Origin of the sequence: Aeromicrobium sp. CFBP 8757, from assembly GCF_014841755.1 — a bacterium.
In the GTDB taxonomy this organism is placed as follows: domain Bacteria; phylum Actinomycetota; class Actinomycetes; order Propionibacteriales; family Nocardioidaceae; genus Aeromicrobium.
Genome location: NZ_JACYUM010000007.1, coordinates 25,838 through 47,014, shown reverse-complemented (window position 1 = coordinate 47,014; position 21,177 = coordinate 25,838). Strand labels below are relative to the sequence as shown.

25 protein-coding genes are annotated in these 21,177 nt (G+C 71.7%); 16 read left to right on the top strand and 9 right to left on the bottom strand.

Features of this window, described 5'->3' with window-relative positions; translation table 11 throughout:
• Positions 1–53 precede the first annotated feature (53 nt).
• Together IFT73_RS19120 and IFT73_RS16440 are read left to right on the top strand one after the other, a co-directional pair.
• A complete protein-coding gene (locus IFT73_RS19120; RefSeq protein WP_244633542.1) occupies positions 54–902 on the top strand; it encodes an alpha/beta fold hydrolase in 849 nt (282 codons plus the stop codon).
• Positions 878–1,957, top strand: coding sequence for an FAD-dependent oxidoreductase (locus tag IFT73_RS16440; protein ID WP_192168546.1), 1,080 nt, complete (start codon positions 878–880; stop codon positions 1,955–1,957). The genes IFT73_RS19120 and IFT73_RS16440 overlap by 25 nt, the downstream gene beginning before the upstream one ends.
• Here the strand turns inward: IFT73_RS16440 and IFT73_RS16435 are convergent.
• The 6 genes from IFT73_RS16435 to IFT73_RS16410 are packed head-to-tail and all read right to left on the bottom strand — an operon-like array spanning position 1,905 to position 6,792.
• Positions 1,905–2,198, bottom strand: coding sequence for a YciI family protein (locus tag IFT73_RS16435; protein ID WP_192168545.1), 294 nt, complete (start codon positions 2,196–2,198; stop codon positions 1,905–1,907). The two genes, IFT73_RS16440 and IFT73_RS16435, sit on opposite strands and share 53 nt — an antisense overlap.
• A 12-nt stretch (positions 2,199–2,210) precedes the next feature.
• Positions 2,211–3,248: an alpha-hydroxy acid oxidase gene (locus IFT73_RS16430; protein WP_192168544.1), complete on the bottom strand. Its 1,038-nt coding sequence runs from the start codon at positions 3,246–3,248 to the stop codon at positions 2,211–2,213.
• The gene (locus tag IFT73_RS16425) at positions 3,245–3,991 is read right to left on the bottom strand and encodes an amino acid ABC transporter ATP-binding protein (protein WP_192168543.1); all 747 of its coding nucleotides are present in this window, start codon (positions 3,989–3,991) and stop codon (positions 3,245–3,247) included. Before IFT73_RS16425 ends, IFT73_RS16430 begins: the two co-directional genes overlap by 4 nt.
• Positions 3,991–4,842 (bottom strand): ABC transporter permease subunit, encoded by an 852-nt coding sequence (locus IFT73_RS16420; protein WP_192168542.1) that lies wholly within the window; start codon positions 4,840–4,842, stop codon positions 3,991–3,993. Before IFT73_RS16420 ends, IFT73_RS16425 begins: the two co-directional genes overlap by 1 nt.
• Positions 4,839–5,732, bottom strand: a complete 894-nt coding sequence (locus IFT73_RS16415) for an ABC transporter substrate-binding protein (RefSeq protein WP_192168541.1) — start codon at positions 5,730–5,732, stop codon at positions 4,839–4,841. The genes IFT73_RS16420 and IFT73_RS16415 overlap by 4 nt, the downstream gene beginning before the upstream one ends.
• A 55-nt stretch (positions 5,733–5,787) precedes the next feature.
• Positions 5,788–6,792, bottom strand: a complete 1,005-nt coding sequence (locus tag IFT73_RS16410) for an adenylate/guanylate cyclase domain-containing protein (protein ID WP_056603967.1) — start codon at positions 6,790–6,792, stop codon at positions 5,788–5,790.
• Between the two features lie 80 nt (positions 6,793–6,872).
• Between IFT73_RS16410 and IFT73_RS16405 the strand changes: the two genes are divergently transcribed.
• Entirely contained in the window at positions 6,873–7,415 is a 543-nt protein-coding gene (locus IFT73_RS16405) for a PadR family transcriptional regulator (RefSeq protein WP_192168540.1), read from the top strand.
• Here IFT73_RS16405 and IFT73_RS16400 read toward each other — a convergent pair.
• Positions 7,388–7,630: an SCO4848 family membrane protein gene (locus IFT73_RS16400; protein ID WP_056603973.1), complete on the bottom strand. Its 243-nt coding sequence runs from the start codon at positions 7,628–7,630 to the stop codon at positions 7,388–7,390. The genes IFT73_RS16405 and IFT73_RS16400 overlap by 28 nt on opposite strands.
• Positions 7,631–7,656: 26 nt before the next feature.
• Here IFT73_RS16400 and IFT73_RS16395 point away from each other — a divergent pair, with 26 nt between their 5' ends.
• From IFT73_RS16395 to IFT73_RS16375, 6 genes are read left to right on the top strand one after another with little or no spacing between them, the layout of a single operon-like run.
• On the top strand, positions 7,657–9,675 hold the full coding sequence (locus IFT73_RS16395; RefSeq protein WP_192168539.1) for an NADPH-dependent 2,4-dienoyl-CoA reductase: 2,019 nt from the start codon (positions 7,657–7,659) through the stop codon (positions 9,673–9,675).
• 49 nt (positions 9,676–9,724) lie between these two features.
• Complete coding sequence (locus IFT73_RS16390; protein ID WP_192168538.1) at positions 9,725–10,072, top strand: hypothetical protein; 348 nt, start codon at positions 9,725–9,727, stop codon at positions 10,070–10,072.
• A 25-nt stretch (positions 10,073–10,097) separates the two neighbouring features.
• The gene (locus tag IFT73_RS16385) at positions 10,098–10,622 is read left to right on the top strand and encodes a DUF1697 domain-containing protein (protein WP_192168537.1); all 525 of its coding nucleotides are present in this window, start codon (positions 10,098–10,100) and stop codon (positions 10,620–10,622) included.
• Between the two features lie 4 nt (positions 10,623–10,626).
• Entirely contained in the window at positions 10,627–11,199 is a 573-nt protein-coding gene (locus tag IFT73_RS19115) for a hypothetical protein (protein WP_244633541.1), read from the top strand.
• Between the two features lie 2 nt (positions 11,200–11,201).
• On the top strand, positions 11,202–11,993 hold the full coding sequence (locus IFT73_RS16380) for an NAD-dependent protein deacetylase (protein WP_371811312.1): 792 nt from the start codon (positions 11,202–11,204) through the stop codon (positions 11,991–11,993).
• A 32-nt stretch (positions 11,994–12,025) separates the two neighbouring features.
• Positions 12,026–12,733: a DUF4389 domain-containing protein gene (locus tag IFT73_RS16375; protein ID WP_192168535.1), complete on the top strand. Its 708-nt coding sequence runs from the start codon at positions 12,026–12,028 to the stop codon at positions 12,731–12,733.
• Between the two features lie 25 nt (positions 12,734–12,758).
• Here IFT73_RS16375 and serA read toward each other — a convergent pair whose 3' ends face one another.
• Together serA and IFT73_RS16365 are read right to left on the bottom strand one after the other, a co-directional pair.
• Positions 12,759–14,018, bottom strand: coding sequence for a phosphoglycerate dehydrogenase (serA, locus tag IFT73_RS16370; RefSeq protein ID WP_244633540.1), 1,260 nt, complete (start codon positions 14,016–14,018; stop codon positions 12,759–12,761).
• A 148-nt stretch (positions 14,019–14,166) separates the two neighbouring features.
• A complete protein-coding gene (locus tag IFT73_RS16365) occupies positions 14,167–14,592 on the bottom strand; it encodes a PaaI family thioesterase (RefSeq protein WP_192168533.1) in 426 nt (141 codons plus the stop codon).
• Positions 14,593–14,662: 70 nt separating this feature from the next.
• Between IFT73_RS16365 and IFT73_RS16360 the strand changes: the two genes are divergently transcribed.
• From IFT73_RS16360 to IFT73_RS16330, 7 genes are read left to right on the top strand one after another with little or no spacing between them, the layout of a single operon-like run.
• Entirely contained in the window at positions 14,663–15,196 is a 534-nt protein-coding gene (locus tag IFT73_RS16360) for a DUF305 domain-containing protein (protein ID WP_197984330.1), read from the top strand.
• The gene (locus tag IFT73_RS16355; protein WP_197984329.1) at positions 15,193–15,507 is read left to right on the top strand and encodes a metal-sensitive transcriptional regulator; all 315 of its coding nucleotides are present in this window, start codon (positions 15,193–15,195) and stop codon (positions 15,505–15,507) included. Before IFT73_RS16360 ends, IFT73_RS16355 begins: the two co-directional genes overlap by 4 nt.
• Before the next feature lie 23 nt (positions 15,508–15,530).
• The gene (locus IFT73_RS16350; protein ID WP_192168531.1) at positions 15,531–15,743 is read left to right on the top strand and encodes a heavy-metal-associated domain-containing protein; all 213 of its coding nucleotides are present in this window, start codon (positions 15,531–15,533) and stop codon (positions 15,741–15,743) included.
• Positions 15,740–17,911 carry a cation-translocating P-type ATPase gene (locus IFT73_RS16345; RefSeq protein ID WP_192168530.1) on the top strand — a complete coding sequence of 724 codons (2,172 nt, stop codon included), beginning with the start codon at positions 15,740–15,742 and terminating at the stop codon, positions 17,909–17,911. The genes IFT73_RS16350 and IFT73_RS16345 overlap by 4 nt, the downstream gene beginning before the upstream one ends.
• Before the next feature lie 50 nt (positions 17,912–17,961).
• A complete protein-coding gene (locus IFT73_RS16340; protein WP_192168529.1) occupies positions 17,962–18,801 on the top strand; it encodes an SDR family oxidoreductase in 840 nt (279 codons plus the stop codon).
• Positions 18,802–18,856: 55 nt separating this feature from the next.
• Positions 18,857–19,171 (top strand): YbaY family lipoprotein, encoded by a 315-nt coding sequence (locus tag IFT73_RS16335; RefSeq protein WP_192168528.1) that lies wholly within the window; start codon positions 18,857–18,859, stop codon positions 19,169–19,171.
• Between the two features lie 4 nt (positions 19,172–19,175).
• On the top strand, positions 19,176–21,176 hold the full coding sequence (locus IFT73_RS16330; protein WP_371811311.1) for an ABC transporter ATP-binding protein: 2,001 nt from the start codon (positions 19,176–19,178) through the stop codon (positions 21,174–21,176).
• Position 21,177 lies beyond the last annotated feature (1 nt).

Genomic DNA, 21,177 nt, shown 5'->3' with positions numbered 1-21,177 from the left:
CTCCGGCATCCGGCCGCGTGACACATCCGCATACCGTCAGTATCTTGATGCGCATGCTCTCCGAACTGTCCTACACGCGCAAGGGATCCGGCGAACCCCTGGTCCTCATCCACGGCATCGGCCACCGGCGACAGGCGTGGGACCCCGTCCTCGAGACGCTCGCGCAGTCGTACGACGTCATCGCGGTCGACCTCGCCGGCTTCGGCGAGTCTCCGGCCTACCCGCTGAAGGCCGCGTACGACATGGACAACGCCTGCGACAACCTGAGCGACAACTTCGCCGCGTGGGGGGTCGACCGGCCGCACGTCGTCGGCAACTCGCTCGGCGGTGCGATCGCCCTCGAGCTGGGCGCCCGGGGGCTCGCCCGTTCGGTGACGGCGCTGAGCCCGGCCGGCTTCTTCGGCACCGTCAACCGCCTGCAGACCCTGGTGCTGCTGGTCCTCCTGCGCGTCACGAGCCAGCTCCCCGCGTCCGTGCTGCGCTCGGTGTCGCGGTCGTCCGCCGGACGGCGTCTCGCGGGCAGCTCGCTGTACGCGCACCCCGAGCGGTTCACCGCCGCACAGGTCTACGGCGACGCACTGGCCCTCAAGCACTGCCACGGCTTCGAGCGCACGATCGTCAAGGGCGTCACCTACTCGTTCCGCGAACGCCTCGACGTCCCCACGACGATCGCGTGGGGCACGCGCGACCTGATCCTGCCCTACAGCTCGTCGGCGATCGCCCAGGAACGCCTGCCCGAGGCGCGCCACGTCGCGCTGCCGCACTGCGGACACGTGCCGATGGTCGACGACCCGGCGCTGGTCGTGCGGGTCGTGCAGAACACGACCGCCGAGGTCGACCCCGGAATGGCGTCCGGCGCAGCGGCGTTGAGCCGGACGTGGAGATCCTCGACAGCGTCGTGATCGGGGCCGGCCAGGCCGGCCTCTCGACGTCGTACCACCTGGTCCGACGCGGCATCGAGCACGTCGTGCTGGACGGCGACGACGGCCCCGGAGGCGCGTGGCAGCACCGGTGGGACGCCCTGACGATGCACGACGTCCACGGCGTGGCCGACCTGCCGGGCGCCCGGATCCCCGACCGGGCGGGCGCCGAGCGGGCCAACCGGTTCGTCCCGTCGTACTTCGCCAACTACGAGGCACGCTTCGAGCTGCCGGTCGTGCGGCCGGTGCGGGTCACGCGGGTCGACGACGCGGAGGGCCTGCTGCGCGTGGCGTCGGCCGACGGACGCTCGTGGACGACCCGGACGCTCGTCAATGCGACCGGCACCTGGACGCGCCCCTTCGTCCCGCACGTCCCCGGCATCGCGACGTTCGCCGGAGAGCAGCTGCACACCGTCGACTACCCCGGCCCCGAGCACTTCCGCGGCCGGCGGGTCGTCGTCGTGGGCGGCGGCGCGTCGGCGGTGCAGTTCATCGGCGCCCTCGCGCCGATCGCCGACACCGTGTGGGTCACGCGCCGCGCACCGGTGTGGAACGACCGCGACTTCACCCCCGAGGTGGGCCGCGAGGTCGTCGCGAAGGTCGAGGAGCGGGTGCGGCTGGGGCTCCCACCGCGCAGCGTCGTCAGCGTGACGGGCCTGCAGCTGCGCGAGCAGGAGCGCGAGGCCGAGCGGCTCGGCGCCTACGCCGACCCGCGCCCGATGTTCACGACGATCGAGCCCGACGGCGTGCGCTGGGCCGACCGGTTCGAGCGTGCCGACGTGATCCTGTGGGCGACGGGCTTCCGCCCCGCGGTCGAGCACCTCGCCCCGCTGCACCTGCGCGGCCCGCTGGGCGGCATCCGGCTCGACGGGACGACGGCGGTGGCCGATCCGCGCGTGCAGCTGGTCGGGTACGGGCCGTCGGCCAGCACGATCGGCGCCAACCGTGCCGGACGCACCGCGGCGCTGGCGGTGCGCGACCGGCTCAGACGTGCTGCGCCAGCCGGCCCGACACGGTCTGCCACTGGCGCACGCTGACCTCGGCCACCAGGCCCTCGACGACGAACGGATCGGCGTCCGTCAGCGCGACGGCGTCGGCTTCCGAGGCGGCCTCGAACACCAGCAGCGCCCCGCCCTCACCGCCGACGTAGGGGCCGGACAGGGCGAGCTCACCCCGCCCCGTCAGCTCGGCGAGGTACGCGCGGTGGGCCGGACGCGTGGCGTCTCGGGCCGCGTCGGAGTCGGCGACGTAGCGGTAGGTCGTGGCGAAGAGAGGCATGCACCCAGCGTGTCAGGTCGGGCGTCGGGCGACGTGCGACGCGTCCAGATCGTGGGCACGCGGGCACCCGAGCAGGCCCAGCGTCCCGTCGAGCTCGTCGACGAGCTGCTCCAGCACCTGGCGCGCCCCCGCCTCGCCCTCGCACGCCAGGCCCCACAGGACCGGTCGCCCGACCATCACGGCGTCGGCGCCGAGCGCGAGCGCCTTCGCGGCGTCCCAGCCGCGGCGGATGCCTCCGTCGACCAGCACGTCGAGGCGCCCGTCGACGGCCTCGACGACCGGACCGAGGGCGTCGGCCCCCGACAGCACGGTGTCGAGCTGACGTCCGCCGTGGTTGGACACCACGATGCCCGCCACGCCGGCGTCGACCGCGCGGGCGGCGTCGGCGGGGTTCAGGATGCCCTTGAGGACGACCGGCAGGCCGCTGGCCTCGCCGAAGGCCGCGACGTCGTCCCACGACAGCGACGGATCGTGCATCGCGTGCCGCTCGGCCAGCGAGCGCGGGCCCGCGAGGCCGTCGACGAACGGCGGGTGGCTCAGCGTGAAGCCGGACCGCTCGGTGCGCTCGCGACGACCGCCGAACGGGAAGTCGACCGTGATGACGAGGGCCTCGTAGCCCCCCTCGCGCGCTGCCGCGACGAGATCGTGCGACAGGCCGCGGTCGCGGTAGACGTACAGCTGGAACCAGCGGTCGGCCGGCCCCGCGGCCGCCGCGACCTGCCGCGGGTCGGTCGTGGTCTGCGACGACAGCACCATGATCGAGCCGGTGGCCGCGGCCGCGCGCGCCGTGCCGGTCTCGCCGTCGGGGTGCGCCTCGAGCTGGTACGCCATGGGGGCGACGACGAACGGGTGGGGACGCTCGCGCCCCAGCAGCGTGACCGACGTGTCGCGGTGCTCGACGCCGACCAGCACGCGCGGGAGCAGCGCGAACCGGTCCCAGGAGGCGACGTTGTCGCGCAGCGTGACCTCGTCGCCCGCGCCGCCGGCGAAGTAGCCGTGCGCGCCGGGGCCGAGCAGCTCGGCCGCCCGGGCCTCGAAGTCGTGGGTCACGGCAGGTGCCGGGCCAGGAACTCCGCCGTGCGCGGGCTGCGGGGTGCCGTGAAGATCTGCTCGGGCGGGCCCGACTCCTCGATGCGACCGTCGGCCATGAACACGATGCGGTCGGACACCTCGCGGGCGAACGTCATCTCGTGCGTCGCCATGACGATCGTCATGCCCTCGGTCCGCAGGTCGCGGATGACGTCGAGCACCTCGCCGACCAGCATCGGGTCGAGCGCCGACGTGATCTCGTCGAGCAGCAGCAGCCGCGGCTGCATCGCGATCGCCCGCACCAGGGCGACCCGCTGCTGCTGGCCGCCCGACATCGCGTCGGGGTAGGCGCCGGCCCGGTCGGCCAGTCCGATGCGCTCGAGCAGGGTGTGCGCGCGGGCGCGGGCCGTCTCGCGCGACTCGCCACGCGACTTCACGGGGCCCAGCACGATGTTCTGCTCGACCGAGAGGTGCGGGAACAGGTTGTAGGCCTGGAAGACGATGCCGATGTCGCGCCGGACCGCATCGACGTCGACGCGTGGATCGGTGATCTCGCGACCGTCGAACCAGATGTCGCCGTCGTCGACCTGCTCGAGCAGGTTGAGGCACCGCAGCAGCGTCGACTTGCCCGAGCCGGAGGCGCCGATCAGGCACACGACCTCGCCCTCGGCGATCTCGAGCGAGACGCCCTTGAGCACCTCGTGGTCGCCGAACGACTTGCGCACGGCGTCGGCGCGGAGCACGCCGGTGCCACCCTCGGTCATCAGATTCCGTTCTCGCGGCGCAGCGAGCGCACCGTCAGGTAGTCGGTGAGCCGGGCCAGGGGGATCGTCGCGACGATGAAGAAGCAGGCCGCGACGACGTAGCCCGTGAACGCGAACGTGCGGCCCGCGTCGACCTGGGCGACGCGCAGCGCCTCCACCAGGCCGATGATCGACAGCAGGGCCGTGTCCTTCTGCAGCGACACGAAGTCGTTGAGCAGCGGTGGCGTGACCCGACGGACGGCCTGCGGCAGCACGATGTGGCGCATCGTCTGTCCGTACGACAGGCCGAGGGCCCGTCCGCTGGCCCACTGCGTCGGGTGGACCGACAGGATGCCGGCCCGCAGCACCTCGGCGACGTACGCCCCGTAGCAGAGGGTCAGCGCGATGACGCCGAGCCAGAACAGGCTCGTCGGGGTGCCCGCCAGGTCGAGCGCCGGCACGCCGAAGCCGATCAGGAAGACCACGAGGATCGTCGGCGTCCCGCGGAAGACGTCGGTGTAGACGACCGCGAGGAGCTTGACGGGCGCCAGCGCCGGCGACGGCACGACGCGGATGATCGCGACCGTGATCGCCACGACGAGGATCAGCACCTCGGCGACGAGGAACAGCCGGATGTTGAGCCAGAACGCCTCGGCGACGTCGGGCAGGACGGCCTTCGCGTCGCCGACGTCGAAGTACGTCTGCCGGACGCGGTCCCAGCCCGGGGACTGCAGGACCACGACGGCGAGGCCGCCCAGCACGACGAGCGTCGACACCACCGCCACCGCGGCCCGCGAGCGGGCACGGCGGCGGCGGTAGGCGTCGCGCTCGAGCTGGCGCGGGCTGGCGCCGGCGCCCGCCGGTGACGTCACTTCAGCTCGGGCACGTCGGTGGCCTGCGTCAGCCACTCCTTCTCGAGCGCGGCGAGCGTCCCGTCGTCGGCCAGGGCGTCGACGGCGAGGCTGACGCACGGCGTCAGGGCGCTGTCCTTGGCCAGCAGCAGGCCGAACTTCTCGGACTCGCCCGTCGTGGGCTGGAACTGCCCGACGATCGTGGCGCCGTCGAGCTCGGCGGACGTCAGGTAGTACGCCGACGGCAGGTCGGCGACGACGGCGTCGACCTGGCCGTTCTGCAGGGCCTGCGCGGCCTTGGTCGTGTCGTCGTAGACCAGGGGGTCGGACGAGGGGGCGATCTGCTTGATCGCCTCGAGGGACGTCGTGGCGACCTGGGCGCCGAGCTTGGCGTCCTTGAGGTCGGCCAGCGTCGTCGCACCGGCGAACGACGAGTTCTTCAGCGTGATGATCGCCTGCGCGGCCGAGTAGTACGGCGACGAGAAGTCGACGGCCTTGGCGCGGTCGGCCGTGATCGAGAACTGGTTGATGTCGACGTCGAACGACTTGGTGCCGGCCTGGACGGCCTGGTTGAAGCCCGCCTTGACCCACGTGACGTCGTCCTTGGCGAAGCCCAGCTTGTCGGCGACGGCGTAGGCGACGGCCCCCTCGAAGCCCTTGCCGTTGGTCGGGTCGTTGTCGACGAACCACGGCTCGAAGGCGGGGTCGTCGGTCGCGATCGTGAACGTGCCGGACGTCAGCAGCGGCAGGTCGGCGGGCTTGCAGTCGGACAGCGAAGTGGCGGCCTTCGCCGCGTCCGCGGTCGAGTCGCTGCCGGAACCGCCGTCGGAGTCGGCGGGAGCGCAGGCCGCGGTGAGCGCGAGGGCCAGTGCCGCGAGCGCGGTCAGGCCGCGGGAGGAGGAGATGAACATACGGAGAATCGTAGTCTCCGGCCACGGCCCCGGGTCGCGCAGTTCCAGAAGGCGATCAGTCGCCCCGGTCACCCCGCGAGCGGGGTCGCTTGAGCGCCCACGGCTCGAGGTGCTCGTAGCCCTTGACCGACGTGCGGCGGGTGCGACGCAGCCGGTAGTCGTCCGCCCGCTCCCGCAGCCTCTCGGCGAGGTCGGCGTCGACCAGGACGCGGCCCGGTCGCGCGATCGACGTCAGGCGCGAGGCGAGGTTGACCGTCGGCCCGAAGACGTCGCCGAGCCGGGCCAGGACGGGCCCGTGGGCCGTGCCGACGCGCACCTCGGGGAACCGGTCGTCGACCTCGGCCCGCTCGACCAGCAGCAGCGCCAGGTCGGCCGCCGCGAACGGGTCGTCGACGGTGTAGAGCACCTCGTCGCCGATGGTCTTGACGACCTGGCCGCCACGCTCGACCACCAGATCGGTCACGACCCGCTCGAACCACTCGACCATCTCGCCCAGCGCCCGCGTGCTCATCTGCCGGCTGCGCGACGTGTAGCCCACGATGTCGACGAAGCCCACGGTCGTCGAGGACGTCGCACCGTTGGCCGATCCGCGCAGCGCCATGCGGCTGGCCGTCGCGAGCAGGTGCCGGCGCCAGATGTAGCCCTGCACCTCCTCGACCATCGGGATGACCTCGGTCAGCACCTCCAGCGGCGGGTCGTCCTCGCCGTCGCCACCGCTCAGCGACGCCAGCAGCAACCGGGTCTGCCAGTCGGCGAGCCGCGAGAACGAGCGACCCATCGACCGGACGAACTGCGGCATGCGCTCGGGCTCGACGACGCCGAGCTCGGTCAGGCGGCGGGTGATCCGCAACGCCTCGACGTCGGCGGGCGTGAACGCGACGACTCCCGGGCCGACCTCGGAGAAGCCCAGGTGCCGCCACATCGTGACGGCGTCCTCGAGCTCGACGCCGGCCGCCTCCGCGACCTGCTCCTGGGTCAGCGAGGGCGCGTCGTCGAACAGGTAGGCCGTCGCGACGTCGATCAGCAGGCCCGGGTCGAAGGCGGGCTCGTCAGCGGTCATCGCCAGATGCTATCCCGTCGCCGCCGCCTGCGCGTATGCAACCAGTTGCACATCTGAGGTCGTCGTACTACCGTCCCCGCATGGCCCTCGAGCACGCGATCCTCGTCTCGCTCGCCGAACGCGCCGCCTCCGGCTACGACCTGGCCCGGCGCTTCGACGCCTCCATCGGCCACTTCTGGAAGGCCAGCCACCAGCAGATCTACAAGGTGCTCGGCCGCATGGAGGCCGATGCCTGGGTCGTCTCCGAGCTCGTGCCGCAGGACGGTCGCCCCGACAAGAAGGTGTACGTCATCACCGCGGCGGGCCGCGACGAGCTCGCCCGCTGGGCGTCGACGACGACCCCGCCCGAGCACCTGCGCAGCGAGTTCGCGGTCAAGCTGCGCGCCCTGCCGTTCGGTGACACCGCCGCGATCGTCGACGACGTCCGACAGCGCCGGCGCCACCACGAGGCGCAGCTGGCCTACTACCGCGACAGCGCGGCCCGGTTCTACCCGGACCCCGCGTCGCTGCCGACGGACGAGCTCGGCGGGTGGCTGGTCCTCCGGGGCGGCATCCTCGGCGAGGAGACCGGCATCGCGTGGTGCGACGAGATCCTTCAGCGGCTGGGCGGGACCGAGCGGTGAGCACGCACGCCCACGACCAGCACGCCGACGCCGATCAGGAACGCCGTCACGATCAGCACCGCGTGCACCCAGAAGAACGGCTGCGGCGTGCTGTGCCAGTGCTCGCCGGCCCACGCGCGGTCGTCGTCGGCGATCGCCTTGGCGAAGCGCGGCCAGATCACGACGTTGAACACGCCCGCCACGACGAGGAACTTGGCCGCGGTCTTCGAGATCACCCGGCCATCCCATCACAGGAGCCCACATGAGCCCGTATCCCCACCTGCTGGAGCCGCTCGACCTCGGGCACACGACGCTGCGCAACCGCGTCGTCATGGGATCGATGCACACCGGCATGGAGGACCGCGCCCGGCACCTCCCCGAGCTCGCGGCCTACTTCGCCGAGCGCGCCAAGGGCGGGGTGGCCCTTTCGGTGACGGGCGGCTACGCGCCCAACTGGCACGGCTGGCTGCTGCCGTTCGGCTCGCAGATGACGTCGCGCCGGTTCGCCGACAAGCACCGGATCGTGACCGACGCGGTGCACGAGCACGACGGCAAGATCGTCATGCAGCTGCTGCACGCGGGCCGCTACGGCTACCACCCGTTCAAGCGGGCCGCGTCGTCCAAGCCGTCGCCCATCACCCCGTTCGGCCGCCCCAAGGCCATGACGACCCGCGAGGTCGACCGGACGGTCGACGACTTCGCGGCGTCCGCGGTGCTGGCCCGTCGTGCCGGCTACGACGGCGTCGAGATCATGGGGTCGGAGGGCTACCTGATCAACCAGATGCTGACGGCCCGCACCAACGACCGCACCGACCGCTGGGGGGGCAGCGCCGAGAACCGCATGCGGTTCCCGGTCGAGGTCGTCGAGCGCGTGCGCGACGCGGTCGGCCCCGACTTCATCGTGATGTACCGGATGTCGCTGCTCGACCTCGTCGACGACGCCCAGAGCTGGGACGAGACCGTCGAGCTCGCCCGACGCGTCGAGGCCGCGGGCGTCTCGATCATCAACACCGGCATCGGCTGGCACGAGGCCCGCATCCCGACGATCGTCACGTCGGTGCCGCGGGCGGCGTTCTCGTGGGTCACCGGCAAGCTGCGGCCCGAGGTGTCGGTGCCGGTCGTCGCGTCGAACCGCATCAACACCCCCGAGGTCGCCGAGGAGATCCTGGCGTCGGGGCAGGCCGACCTGGTGTCGATGGCCCGGCCGCTGCTGTCCGACCCGTACTTCGTGCAGAAGGCCGCCGAGGGCCGCGCCGACGAGATCAACACCTGCATCGCGTGCAACCAGGCGTGCCTCGACCACACGTTCAAGAACCAGCGGGCGAGCTGCATGATCAACCCGCGGGCCGGCCACGAGACGACGCTGGTGCTGTCGCCGACCCGCGCGGTCAAGCGCGTCGCGGTCGTCGGGGCCGGGCCGGCGGGGCTCGCGGCGGCCGCCGAGCTCGCGGGACGTGGTCACGACGTCGAGCTGTTCGAGGCGCTGCCCGAGGTGGGCGGCCAGTTCCGGCTCGCGATGCAGATCCCGGGCAAGGAGGAGTTCAGCGAGACGGTCCGCTACTTCTCGCGCCGCCTCGAGCTCGGCGGTGTCGCGCTGCACCTCGGCACCCGGGTCACGGCCGACGACCTCGTGGGCTTCGACGAGGTCGTGGTGGCCACCGGCGTCGTCCCGCGGATCCCCTCCATCCCGGGGGTCGACCACCCGTCGGTCGTGGACTACCAGCGGGTGCTGCGCGACCGCGTGCCCGTCGGGCGCACCGTCGCGGTCGTCGGAGCCGGCGGCATCGGGTTCGACGTCGCGGAGTTCCTGCTGCACGAGCCCCACGAGTCGGTCGAGGAATGGATGCGCCGCTGGGGCGTCACCGACCCGGCACTCGAGCGCGGCGGACTCGCGACCAAGGCCAAGGCACCGGCGAGGCGCCGGGTGCACCTGCTGCAGCGCAAGACGACCGAGCTGGGCAAGGGGCTCGGCAAGACGTCCGGGTGGGTGCACCGCCAGACCCTCAAGGACGCCGACGTCGAGATGCTCAAGGGCGTGACCTACGACCGCATCGACGACGCGGGCCTGCACGTCACGATCGCCGGCGACGTCCCCGAGCAGCGCGTGCTGGCGGTCGACACGATCGTGCTGTGCACGGGCCAGGACTCGGTCCGCGACCTCGTCGAGCCGCTCGAGTCGCGCGGCGTGACGGTGCACGTGATCGGCGGGGCGGACGTCGCGGCCGAGCTCGACGCCAAGCGCGCGATCAAGCAGGCGACAGAGCTCGCCGCGACGATCTAGGCGACACGAAAGCCCCCGAGACAGGCCGTCCCCGCGCTACGGTCCCCCCGTGACCGACACCCGCACGTCCCGCTCCGGCACCGCCGTCGCGTGGGTCCTGTACGTCCTCCAGGTGCTGGGCTCGGCGCTCCTCGCCCTGTTCGCGATCACGTCGGTCTTCATGACCGACTCGTGCGGCAGCGTCAGCGCGGCCGACGAGCCCGCCGTGTGCAACACGTCGTACTTCGGCACGGTGCTGTTCGGCTACTGGATCGCGCTCGCCGTGCTGCTGGTGCTCGTGCCGATCGTGATCGTCCGGTCGTCCCGGCGGGGGCAGGCGGCCTGGGTGCGCGCCCTCGGCGGGCTCGTGCTCGCCGGAGCGCTGACGGTCCTGTTCGTCGTGCTGATGGTTCGCTGACCGCATCGCCGGCGATACTGGCCCCATGGCCACCCGCATCGTGCTGCTCCGTGCCGTCAACGTCGGCCCGGCCCAGCTGCCGATGGCCGACCTGCGCGCGATCGCGGCCGACCTCGGCGCGACCGACGTCCGCACGTACATCGCCTCGGGCAACCTGGTCGCCGACGTGCCGGGCGACCCGGCGACGTTCGACCGCGCGCTCGAGCAGGCCGTCGAGCAGCGGTTCGGCTTCTTCCGCGACGTGATCTCCCGGACGCCCGACCAGGTCCGCTCCGCGCTGCACGCCCACCCGTTCGAGGTGGTCGAGCCGAAGTACTCGTACGTCACCTTCCTCGCCGCCGAGCCGACGGCCGACGCGCTCGAGAAGGCCCGCTCGTTCGAGACCCACGACGACCGGTGGGAGGTCGTCGGCACCGAGATGCACGTCCGGTACGCCGACGGCGCGGGACGCCCGCAGATGAAGGCCGACGCGATCGGCCGCGCGCTCGGTGTCGCCGGCACCGCGCGCAACCTCAACACCGTCCGCAAGCTCGTCGACCTCGCGGGCTGAGACGATGACGGCCCTGGTCATCGCCCTCGTCCTGCCCACGATCATCACGCTCCTGTCGCTGGCCCCGCTCACCCGCCTGGAGCGATACATGGACACCGCGACCGACGAGGAGCTCGCCTCGATCCGGCAGGCCGACGAGTCGCCCCTCCACGTCTGGTTCCTGGTCGGGTGGGGCGCGACGACGCTCGTCGGCGCCATGTTCCTGCTGGTGAGGGGACAGTCGATCGGGTTCGCCTGGCTCGGCGTGGCGGGGCTCTGGGCCCTCGCGGCGTTGACGACGCTGCGGCGCCGCCGGCGGGTGCTGGCCACCTTGGGCGAGCGAGGACGGGTCGAGCGGACCGTGCGCTACCGGGCCCGGGCGACGCTCTCGTACCGATGGGGCTCGGCCGCCCTGTTCGGCTACGTCGGCCAGCGGTTCGTCCAGTACGCCTACCCCGGGCAGCGCCCCGACGGCGCGTCGTTCGCGATCGGCATCTTCACCGTCGTCCTCATCGCCGGCATCATCGGCTTCGTCGTCGTCCGCACCCGCATGTACCTGTCGGGCGACGACCTCGACGTCCCCGACGTACGCTCGTGAGCGTGGATCCCCTCGACGTCCTCGGCGACCGCACGTGGCTCGTGCTGACGGGCGCGGGCGTCTCGACCGACTCGGGCATCCCCGACTACCGCGGGCCGGGCTCGACGCCCCGCACGCCGATCACGTACCAGGAGTTCGTCCGGACGGTCGAGGGCCGGCAGCGCTACTGGGCCCGCTCCCACGTGGGGTGGACCCGCATGTGGCACGCCGATCCCAACGCGACGCACCACGCCCTCGTCGCGCTGCAGGACGCCGGCCGCCTGACGGGCCTGATCACCCAGAACGTCGACGGGCTGCACGAGCAGGCCGGGCACCGCGACGTCATCGACCTGCACGGCCGCATCGACCGCGTCGTCTGCCTGGGGTGCCGCGAGATCACGACGCGCGCCGCGCTGCACGAGCGCCTGACGGCGCTCAACCCCGGGTTCGAGCAGCGCACCGGCGAGCTGGCGCCCGACGGCGATGTCGTCCTGCGCGAGACCGACGACTTCGTCGTCGCGCCGTGCCGCACGTGCGGCGGCGACCTCAAGCCCGATGTCGTGTTCTTCGGCGAGAACGTGCCGAAGGAGCGGGTCGAGCGGTCGTACGCGCTGGTCGCCGAGGCCGAGGCGCTCGTCGTGCTCGGCTCGTCGCTGCACGTCATGTCGGGCCTGCGCTTCGTCAAGGCGGCCCACCAGCGGGGCATCCCGATCGTCATCGTCAACCGCGGGACGACCCGGGGCGACCCGCTCGCCACCCACAAGGTCGACGCAGGCGTGGCCGAGACGCTCGCGACTTCGCTACGGTTCGTCTGACCGCACAGCCTCTCTCGGACGAAGGACTCCCCATGAGCGACTCCACACCGCCGCCTCCCCCGCCGGGTTACCAGCCCCCGGGCCAGCAACCGTACGGACAGCAGCCGCCTGCTTACCAGCCGCCCCACGGCGCCCCACCCGTCGCCGGCGTGCCCGGCGGCTACCCCGTCTCGTTCCAGTTCGCCTCGCCCGGCAAGATCGCCCGCTGGCGCCCGCTCGTGCACTGGCTGCTCGCGATCCCGCACTTCATCGTGCTCTACATCCTGCAGATCGTGGCGCAGGTGCTGGCCTTCGTGGCCTGGTTCGCCGGCGTCTTCACCGGCAAGGTGCCCGAGGGCCTGCAGGGGCTCATCATCGCGATGCTGCGCTACAGCGCCCGCGTGCAGACGTACGTCTTCTTCATGCGCGAGGAGTACCCGCCGTTCAGCTTCGACACGCAGTTCGCCGATCCCGGCACCGACCCCCGCACGCGGGTCGAGGTCGTCCCGGCGATCGAGGGCCGCAGCAGGCTCAGCATCTTCTTCCGGTTCTTCCTGCTGATCCCGCACGCGATCGTCTCGATCTTCCTGTTCATCGCGCTGTACGTCGTCTACATCATCGGCTGGTTCGCCGTCGTCATCCTCGGGCGCTGGCCGTCGGGCCTCGAGTCGTTCGTCGTCGGGTTCATCCGGTGGACGACGCGCTACACCGCGTACGCCTACCTCGTGACGGACGACTTCCCGCCGTTCGGCTTCGAGTAGCGGCGGCCCCGGGCGGGCGCCCGCGTCAGCTCAGCTGACGCAGGCGCACCGTCTCGGGCAGCTTCGCGAGCTCCTGCAGCACCTCGGCGCCGACCTCGGCGGCGACGTCGGTCAGCACGTAGCCGATCTCGCCGCGGGTCGACAGCGACTGGGCCTCGATGTTGACGCCGTGCTCGCCCAGCAGGCCGTTGATGCGCGCCAGGACGCCCGGGGCGTTGCGGTGCACGAGGGCCAGACGGTGCTTCGTCGTGTCGGCGGGCAGGTTGATGCCCGGCATGTTGACGCTGAGCGACGTGCCGCCGAACGACGCGTACGAGCGCAGCTTGGACGCCACGAAGCGTCCGATGTCCTGCTGCGCCTCCTCCGTCGACCCGCCGACGTGCGGCGTGAGGATGACGTTCTTGAGCCCGCGCAGGTCGGACTCGAAGGCGTCGCCCTGGCGCTTGGGCTCGATCGGGAAGACGTCGACCGCCGCGCCGGCGATGTGGCCCGACTCGATGTGCCGGCGCAGGGCGGCGGTGTCGACCGCGATGCCACGCGACAGGTTGAGCAGCAGGGAGCGCGGCTTCATCTGCCGCATCTCGTCGTCGCCGAACAGACCGGCGTTGCCCGGACGTCCGTCGACGTGCAGGGTCACGACGTCGGCGACCGCGAGCAGCTCCTCGAGCGTCGAGCAGCGCTTGGCGTTGCCAAGCGCGAGCTTGTCGTCGATGTCGAAGAAGACGACCGACAGGCCGAGGGCCTCGGCGATGACCGACAGCTGGCTGCCGATGTTGCCGTAGCCGATGATGCCGAGCGTGCGACCACGGATCTCGTGGCTGCCGGCGGCGGACTTGTTCCAGACCCCGGCGTGCATGTCGGTCGACTTCTCGTGCAGCCGGCGCGCCAGCGAGATGATCTCGGCGATCGCGAGCTCGACGACGCTGCGCGTGTTGGAGTAGGGCGCGTTGAAGACCGCGACACCACGCTGCGTCGTGGCGGACAGATCGATCTGGTTGGTGCCGATGCAGAACGCACCGATCGCGAGCAGGTCGGGGGCGGCGTCGAGGACCTTCTCGGTGATGTAGGTCGTCGAGCGGATGCCGAGCAGGTGCACCCCCTGGATCGCCTCGATGAGGTCGTCCTCGCCGAGGGCCCCGTCGCGGGTCTCGACCTGGAAGCCCTTGCCCCGCAGGAACTCGGCGCCGTCGGTGTGGATGTTCTCGAGCAGCAGCACGCGGACGTCGCCGTCGTCGAGCAGCTCGGTCGGGCTCGATCCTTCGGGACGGTGTTCGGTGTTCGTCATGGTCATCATCATCTCTGGTGCCTCCAGTCAGCGGAACTCGGCTGACGTGGGGCCCAGGCGAACGGTCCCAGTGTCGTGTGTGTCGGTGGTTCGCAGCGCTCCCCGGTGGTAGCCACCTCAACGCCAGTCGCGTCTGCTTGCACCGAGTCTAGCGGGACACGCCGGTGAACTTCTCCAGCATCTCGGCCGGGACCTCGCGGTCGAGATTGGCCAGCCGCACCTGCCCCTGCGCGATGAGCCGACCGTCCTGGTCGAGCGAGTCGAGGTGCCACAGCTGCTGGCCACGACCACGATGGATCGGGGTCGCGGTGACCGTGATCGTGTCGCCCACCGACGCCTGCCGGATGAAGTCGGTCGAGTTGTTGGTGCCGACCACGACGCCCTTGCCGTCGAGCCAGATCTGGCCCGCGATGCTCGCGGTCGACTCGTGGACGGCGCAGTACACGCCGCCGTGCGGGATGCCGAACGGCTGGAGGTGCTTCTCGCCGAGCGTGAAGCGGACGACGACCTTGTCGGGACCTGCCTCGACGTGCTCGACGTCGAGCACCCCGTCCAGTCCTGGAATGTCACTCATGGGGCCAGCGTAGGGCGTCCATCCGCCGGAGCTCTTGAACGACATACCCCCTAGGGGTATGTTCGGAGTCATGAACAAGCTCATCGCACTCCTCGCGGCGCTGCCGCTCGTCCTCGTCGCGGCCTGCGGCTCGTCCGACGACTCCGGCGACGGTCACGGCGACGCCGACGTCGCCTTCGTCCAGCAGATGGTTCCGCACCACGAGCAGGCCGTCGAGATGGCCGACATGGCCGAGCGCGCCGACGCCTCGGCCGACGTGAAGGCCCTCGCCGCCCAGATCAAGGCCGCGCAGGGTCCCGAGATCGCGACGATGAAGACGTGGCTCGACGACTGGGACGTCCCGTCCGACGACGGTGGCCACGGCATGGGCGCCATGGGCGACGGGATGATGAGTGACTCCGACATGACCGAGCTCGGGACGCTCTCCGGGGCCGCGTTCGACCAGGAGTGGCTCACCATGATGATCGAGCACCACGAGGGGGCGGTCGCCATGGCGCGCACCGAGCTCGCCGACGGCCAGGACGCTCGCGCGAAGAAGCTCGCCCGTCAGATCATCGCCGCGCAGCAGGCCGAGATCGCCACGATGAAGGGCCTGCTCGGATGACCGACGACCACACCGCGACCGACCACGCGGCACCCGGCTACAGCGACGACAAGGTCGCCGTGCTCAAGCGCCTCAAGCGCATCGAGGGGCAGGTGCGCGGCCTGACCCGCATGGTCGAGGACGACACGTACTGCATCGACGTCCTGACCCAGGTCTCCGCCACGACGAAGGCCCTCGAGGCCGTCGCGCTGAAGCTGCTCGACGAGCACCTCGCCCACTGCGTCGTCAACGCCGCCCGCGCGGGCGGCGCCGAGGCCGACCTGAAGGTCAAGGAGGCGTCGCAGGCCATCGCACGCCTCGTCCGTTCCTAGACCGTCCACCGAGAGGACCCACCATGACCACCGAGACCTACCGCGTCACCGGCATGACCTGCGGCCACTGCGTCACCGCCGTGACCGAGGAGCTCACGACGCTCCCCGACGTCACCTCCGTGACGGTCGACCTCACCGCGGGCGGCACGTCCGACGTCACGGTCGAGAGCGGCGCGCCCCTCGACCGGCAGGACGTCGTCCGCGCCGTCGACGAAGCGGGGTACGCGCTCGCATGAGCACCCTCAGGCTCGACATCGCCGGCATGACCTGCACGTCGTGCGCCGCGCGGGTCGAGAAGAAGCTCAACCGGCTCGACGGCGTCGAGGCCACGGTCAACTACGCCACCGAGAAGGCCACGGTCACCGTCGCCGACGAGGTCGACGTGCAGTCGTTGATCGACACCGTGGCGGCGACGGGGTACTCCGCGAGCCTGCCGACGCCGACGCCGACGCACGAGCAGCACGACGACCTGCACGGCACCTCGTCGATGCGGCGACGGCTGCGCGTCTCCGCGGCCCTCGCCCTGCCCGTGGCGCTGCTGTCGATGGTGCCCGCCTGGCAGTTCGACCTGTGGCAGTGGCTCGCCCTCGCACTGGCCACGCCGGTCGTGACGTGGGGCGCGTACCCGTTCCACCGGGCCGCCTGGGTCAACCTGCGTCACGGCGCGGTCACGATGGACACCCTGGTCAGCGTCGGCGTGGGCGCCGCCTACGTCTGGTCGCTGTGGGCGCTGTTCGTCGGCGACGCCGGCATGACGGGCATGACGATGCGGTTCTCGCTGCTGCCGTCCGACACGGGGCACGACGAGATCTACCTCGAGGTCGCGGCAGCCGTCACGGTCTTCATCCTCGCGGGGCACTACCTCGAGGCCAGCGCCAAGGTGCGGTCGAGCGCGGCGCTGCGGGCACTCATGGACCTCGGGGTCCGCGACGTCACGGTGCTGCGCGACGACGGACGCGAGCAGACCGTCGCGCTCGCCGAGCTCGCCCACGGCGACCGCTTCGTCGTGCGTCCGGGCGAGAAGATCGCGACCGACGGCGTCGTCGAGAGCGGCACGTCGTCGGTCGACGAGTCGATGCTGACGGGTGAGCCCGTGCCGGTCGACGTGGGCCCCGACGACGTCGTCACGGGCGCGACGGTCAACCACGGCGGACGCCTCGTCGTGCGTGCCACCGCGGTCGGGGACGACACCCGCCTGTCGCAGATGGCCCGGCTCGTCGAGCAGGCCCAGGAGGGCAAGGCCGACGTCCAGCGTCTCGCCGACCGCGTGTCCGCGTGGTTCGTGCCCGCCGTCATCGTCCTGGCGGCGGTGACCCTGGCGGCCTGGGTCGCGACGGGGCACTCGTGGACCGAGGCGTTCACGGCCGCCGTCGCGGTGCTGATCATCGCCTGCCCGTGCGCCCTCGGCCTCGCCACGCCGACGGCCCTCATGGTGGGCACGGGACGCGGCGCCCAGCTCGGCATCCTGATCAAGGGCCCGCAGGTGCTCGAGTCGACCCGCGCCGTCGACACCGTCGTGCTCGACAAGACCGGCACCGTCACGACCGGCGCGATGAGCGTCGTGTCGGTCGATTCGGCCCCGGGCGTCGACGAGGGCGAGCTGCGGCGCGTCGCCGCCTCGCTCGAGCACTCGTCCGAGCACCCCATCGCACGGGCCGTGGCGACGCTGGCAGACCCCGTCGACGTCGTCGGCTTCGCGAACCACGCGGGGTTCGGCGTCAGCGGTCTCGTCGGCGGTCGGGCCGCGCTCGTCGGACGTCCGTCGTGGCTGCGCGAGCAGGGCGTCGAGGTCGCCACGCCCACGCACCGCACGGGCACGACCGTCGCCGTCGCCTGGGACGGCGAGCTCCGGGGCACGATCACCGTCGCCGACACGATCAAGCCGACGTCGGCAGGAGCCGTCGCCGACCTGCGCGCCCTGGGGCTGGAGCCCGTCCTGCTGACGGGCGACAACCGCGCCGTCGCCGAGTCGGTGGCCGCCGAGGTCGGCATCGACCGGGTCGTCGCCGACGTCACCCCGGCCGACAAGCTGCGGGTCGTCCGCGAGCTGCAGGCCGAGGGCAGGGCCGTCGCGATGGTCGGCGACGGCGTCAACGACGCCGCTGCGCTGGCCGCGTCCGATCTCGGCATCGCGATGGGCACCGGGACCGACGTCGCGATCGAGGCCTCCGACCTCACCCTCGTCAAGGGCGACCTCGCCACCGCTGTCGACGCCGTCCGCCTGTCCCGCGCGACGCTGCGCACCATCAAGGGCAACCTCTTCTGGGCCTTCGCCTACAACGTCGCCGCAATCCCCTTGGCCGCGCTGGGCTTCCTGAACCCGCTCATCGCGGGGCTCGCCATGGCCTTCAGCAGCGTCTTCGTCGTGACGAACAGCCTGCGCCTGCGCCGCTTCGCGGCCTGAGGACCGCCCCCGACCGGAATACCGGTCGGGGGCGCCGGGTTGCACCCGGCATGACGACCATCGCCCTGACCGGCTCGACCGGCGCCGTGGGCGGCACCGCGGCCCACCTGCTCGCCGACTCCGGCACCTCGGTCCGCCTGCTCGTGCGCGACCCGGCGCGGGCGCCGCACCTCGCCGGTGCCGACGTGCGCGAGGCGACCTACGGGCAGCCCGGCTGCGCCGCCGCGCTCGAGGGCGTCGACACCGTCTTCATGGTCTCGGGCCACGAGGCCGCCGACCGGCTCGACCAGCACCGCTCGTTCGTCGACGCCGCGGTCGAGGCCGGCGTGCGGCAGATCGTCTACCTGTCGTTCGTGGGCGCCTCCGCGACCTCGGGCTTCACGCTCGGCCGCGACCACGGCGCGACCGAGGACCACATCCGGGCGTCCGGTCTCGACTGGACGTTCGTCCGCGACAACTTCTACGCCGAGGTCCTGCCGCAGTTCGCCGACGAGCACGGCGTCATCCGCGGGCCGGCCGGCCACGGACGCGTCGCCGCGGTCTCGCAGCGCGACGTCGGCGCGGTCGTCGCGCACGTCCTGCTCGACCCCCGCGAGCACTCCGGCCGCACGTACGACCTCACGGGCCCCGAGGCGCTCACGTTCGACGAGGTCGCCACGATCACGACCCGCATCACGGGTCGCCGGTTCTCGTTCGTCGACGAGACGATCGACGAGGCGCGCGCCAGCCGCGCCCACTTCGGCGCACCCGACTGGCAGGTCGACGCCTGGATCAGCACCTACACCGCGATCCGCGACGGCGAGCTCGAGCACGTCAGCGGTGACGTCGAGCGACTGCTCGGCCGACCCGCGACCTCGTTCGACGAGGCCGTCGCCGAGGCCGGTCTCTGATCGTGCCCTGCGAACTGCACGAGACGTCTCACGACTGCGGGCATAGCCTGTCACCATGCCTTCCGAGCTCCTGACCGTCACCGGCACCGTCACCTTCCGCGAGCGCATCGCGCTGCCGGCGGGGGCGATCGCCACGATCAAGCTCGTCGACGGCGAGGGCGAGGTGCTCGCCGGCACCGCGATCGAGTCGACGACGGTGCCGACCGCGTTCACGCTCGTCGCCGACCCGGCGTTCGTGCCCGACCCCGACGAGCTGTTCATCTGGGCCGCGCTGCGGGGCGGAGAGGTCGGCGTGTGGGGGACGACCGACCTCGTCCCCGTCGTCGCCGGCGACGCCACCGACGTGGTGCTGACCAAGATCGAGGACTGACCGGGTGGCCCGAGGCGACGGCGGCCCGACCGTCACGCACCTGAGCGAGACCGAGATCGCCTCCGGCGGACCGCCGATCCTGCGCCGCATCGCCCGCATGCTGCGGCCCTACCGCACCAAGATGGTCTTCGTGGCCGTCGCGGTCGTGGTGTCCGCCGCCCTCACCTCCGTCGTCCCCTTCCTGACCAAGGCGATCTTCGACAAGGCGCTGTTCCCGCCCGACGGCGGAGTCCGCACCGAGCTGCTGGCCTGGCTCGTGGCCGGCATGTGCGCGATCCCGATCGTGACCGCGCTGATCGGGATCGGTCAGAACTGGCTGACGTCCACGATCGGCAACTCCGCGATGGCCGATCTGCGCAGCGACCTGTTCGCCCACCTGCAGAAGATGGAGCTGGCGTTCTTCACCGCCACCAAGACCGGGGCGATCCAGTCGCGCCTGGCCAACGACGTCGCAGGCGTCCGGACGGTGCTGACCGACACCGCCACGTCGATCCTGCAGAACAGCGTCACGGTCATCGCGGCGTTCGTGTCGATGATCATCCTGTCGTGGCAGCTGACGCTGCTGACGCTCGTCCTGATGCCGGTGTTCGTCTACGTCCAGCTGCAGGTCGGCAAGCGCCGCCAGCGGTTGGCCCGACGCACGCAGGAGTCGCTGTCGGAGATGACCGCGATCACCGAGGAAGCCCTGAGCGTCTCGGGCATCCTGCTGTCGAAGGTCTTCAACCGCGCCGACTCCGAGGTCGACCGCTACCGCCAGGCCAATCGCGAGCAGACGCGCCTGCAGGTCGACCAGGCCATGACGGGCCGGGCGTTCTTCGCCACCGTCCAGACGTTCTTCGCGATCACCCCCGCCCTGATCTACCTCGTCGCCGGCACGATGCTGCAGGGGAGCAGCGCCCTGACGGCCGGCACCCTGGTGGCGTTCACGACGCTGCAGGCGCGGCTGCAGATGCCGCTGCTGCAGCTCATGCGCGTCTCGCTCGACGTGCAGACGTCGCTGGCGCTGTTCCGCCGGCTGTTCGAGTACCTCGACCTCGAGCCCGCCATCACCGAACGTCCGGGGGCGCTGGCCCTCGACCCGCAGCACCTGCGGGGCGAGATCGAGTTCCGCGACGTCTTCTTCCGCTACCCCGAGCCGCGCAGCCTCAGCGGCCCCGTGGGCGGGGACCGCTTCGGCGACACCGGTGTGCGGATCGATCGCGAGTCGCCCGCCCCCGAGCAGGGGTGGGCGCTCGACGGCATCTCGCTGAAGGTCGAGCCGGGCCAGCTGGCCGCGATCGTCGGGCCGTCCGGCTCCGGCAAGACGACCATGACGTACTTGGTGCCCCGCTTCTACGACGTCGACACGGGTGCGGTCCTTATCGACGGCACCGACGTCCGCGACCTGACGATGGGCTCGGTCGCCGAGGCCGTCGGCATGGTGACGCAGGAGCCGTACCTGTTCCACGGATCGATCCGCGACAACATCGCGTACGCCAAGCCCGACGCGACCGCCGACGAGATCGAGCAGGCGGCCCGCGACGCCAACATCCACGACCGCATCCTGTCGTTCGCCGACGGCTACGAGACCGTCACCGGCGAGCGGGGCTACCGGCTGAGCGGCGGCGAGAAGCAGCGGCTCGCGATCGCGCGCGTCCTGCTGATGGACCCGCGCATCCTGATCCTCGACGAGGCCACCTCGGCCCTCGACACCGAGACCGAGCGGCTCGTGCAGGACGCCCTCGAGCGGGCGACCCACAACCGCACCACGATCGCGATCGCCCACCGGCTGTCGACGATCCACAACGCCGACGTCATCTTCGGCCTCGAGGACGGTCACCTCGTCGAGCAGGGCACGCACGACGAGCTGCTCGAGCTCGGCGGCCTCTACTCGCGCCTGTACGTCGAGCAGTTCGGGTCGGGCCAGATCGAGGCCCGGTTCACCGACGGCGTCCGCTTCACCGACGGACGCACGATGTGCGACCGCCCGGGCGCCGACGACCGCCGCGCCGACGTCTCGCTGTAGG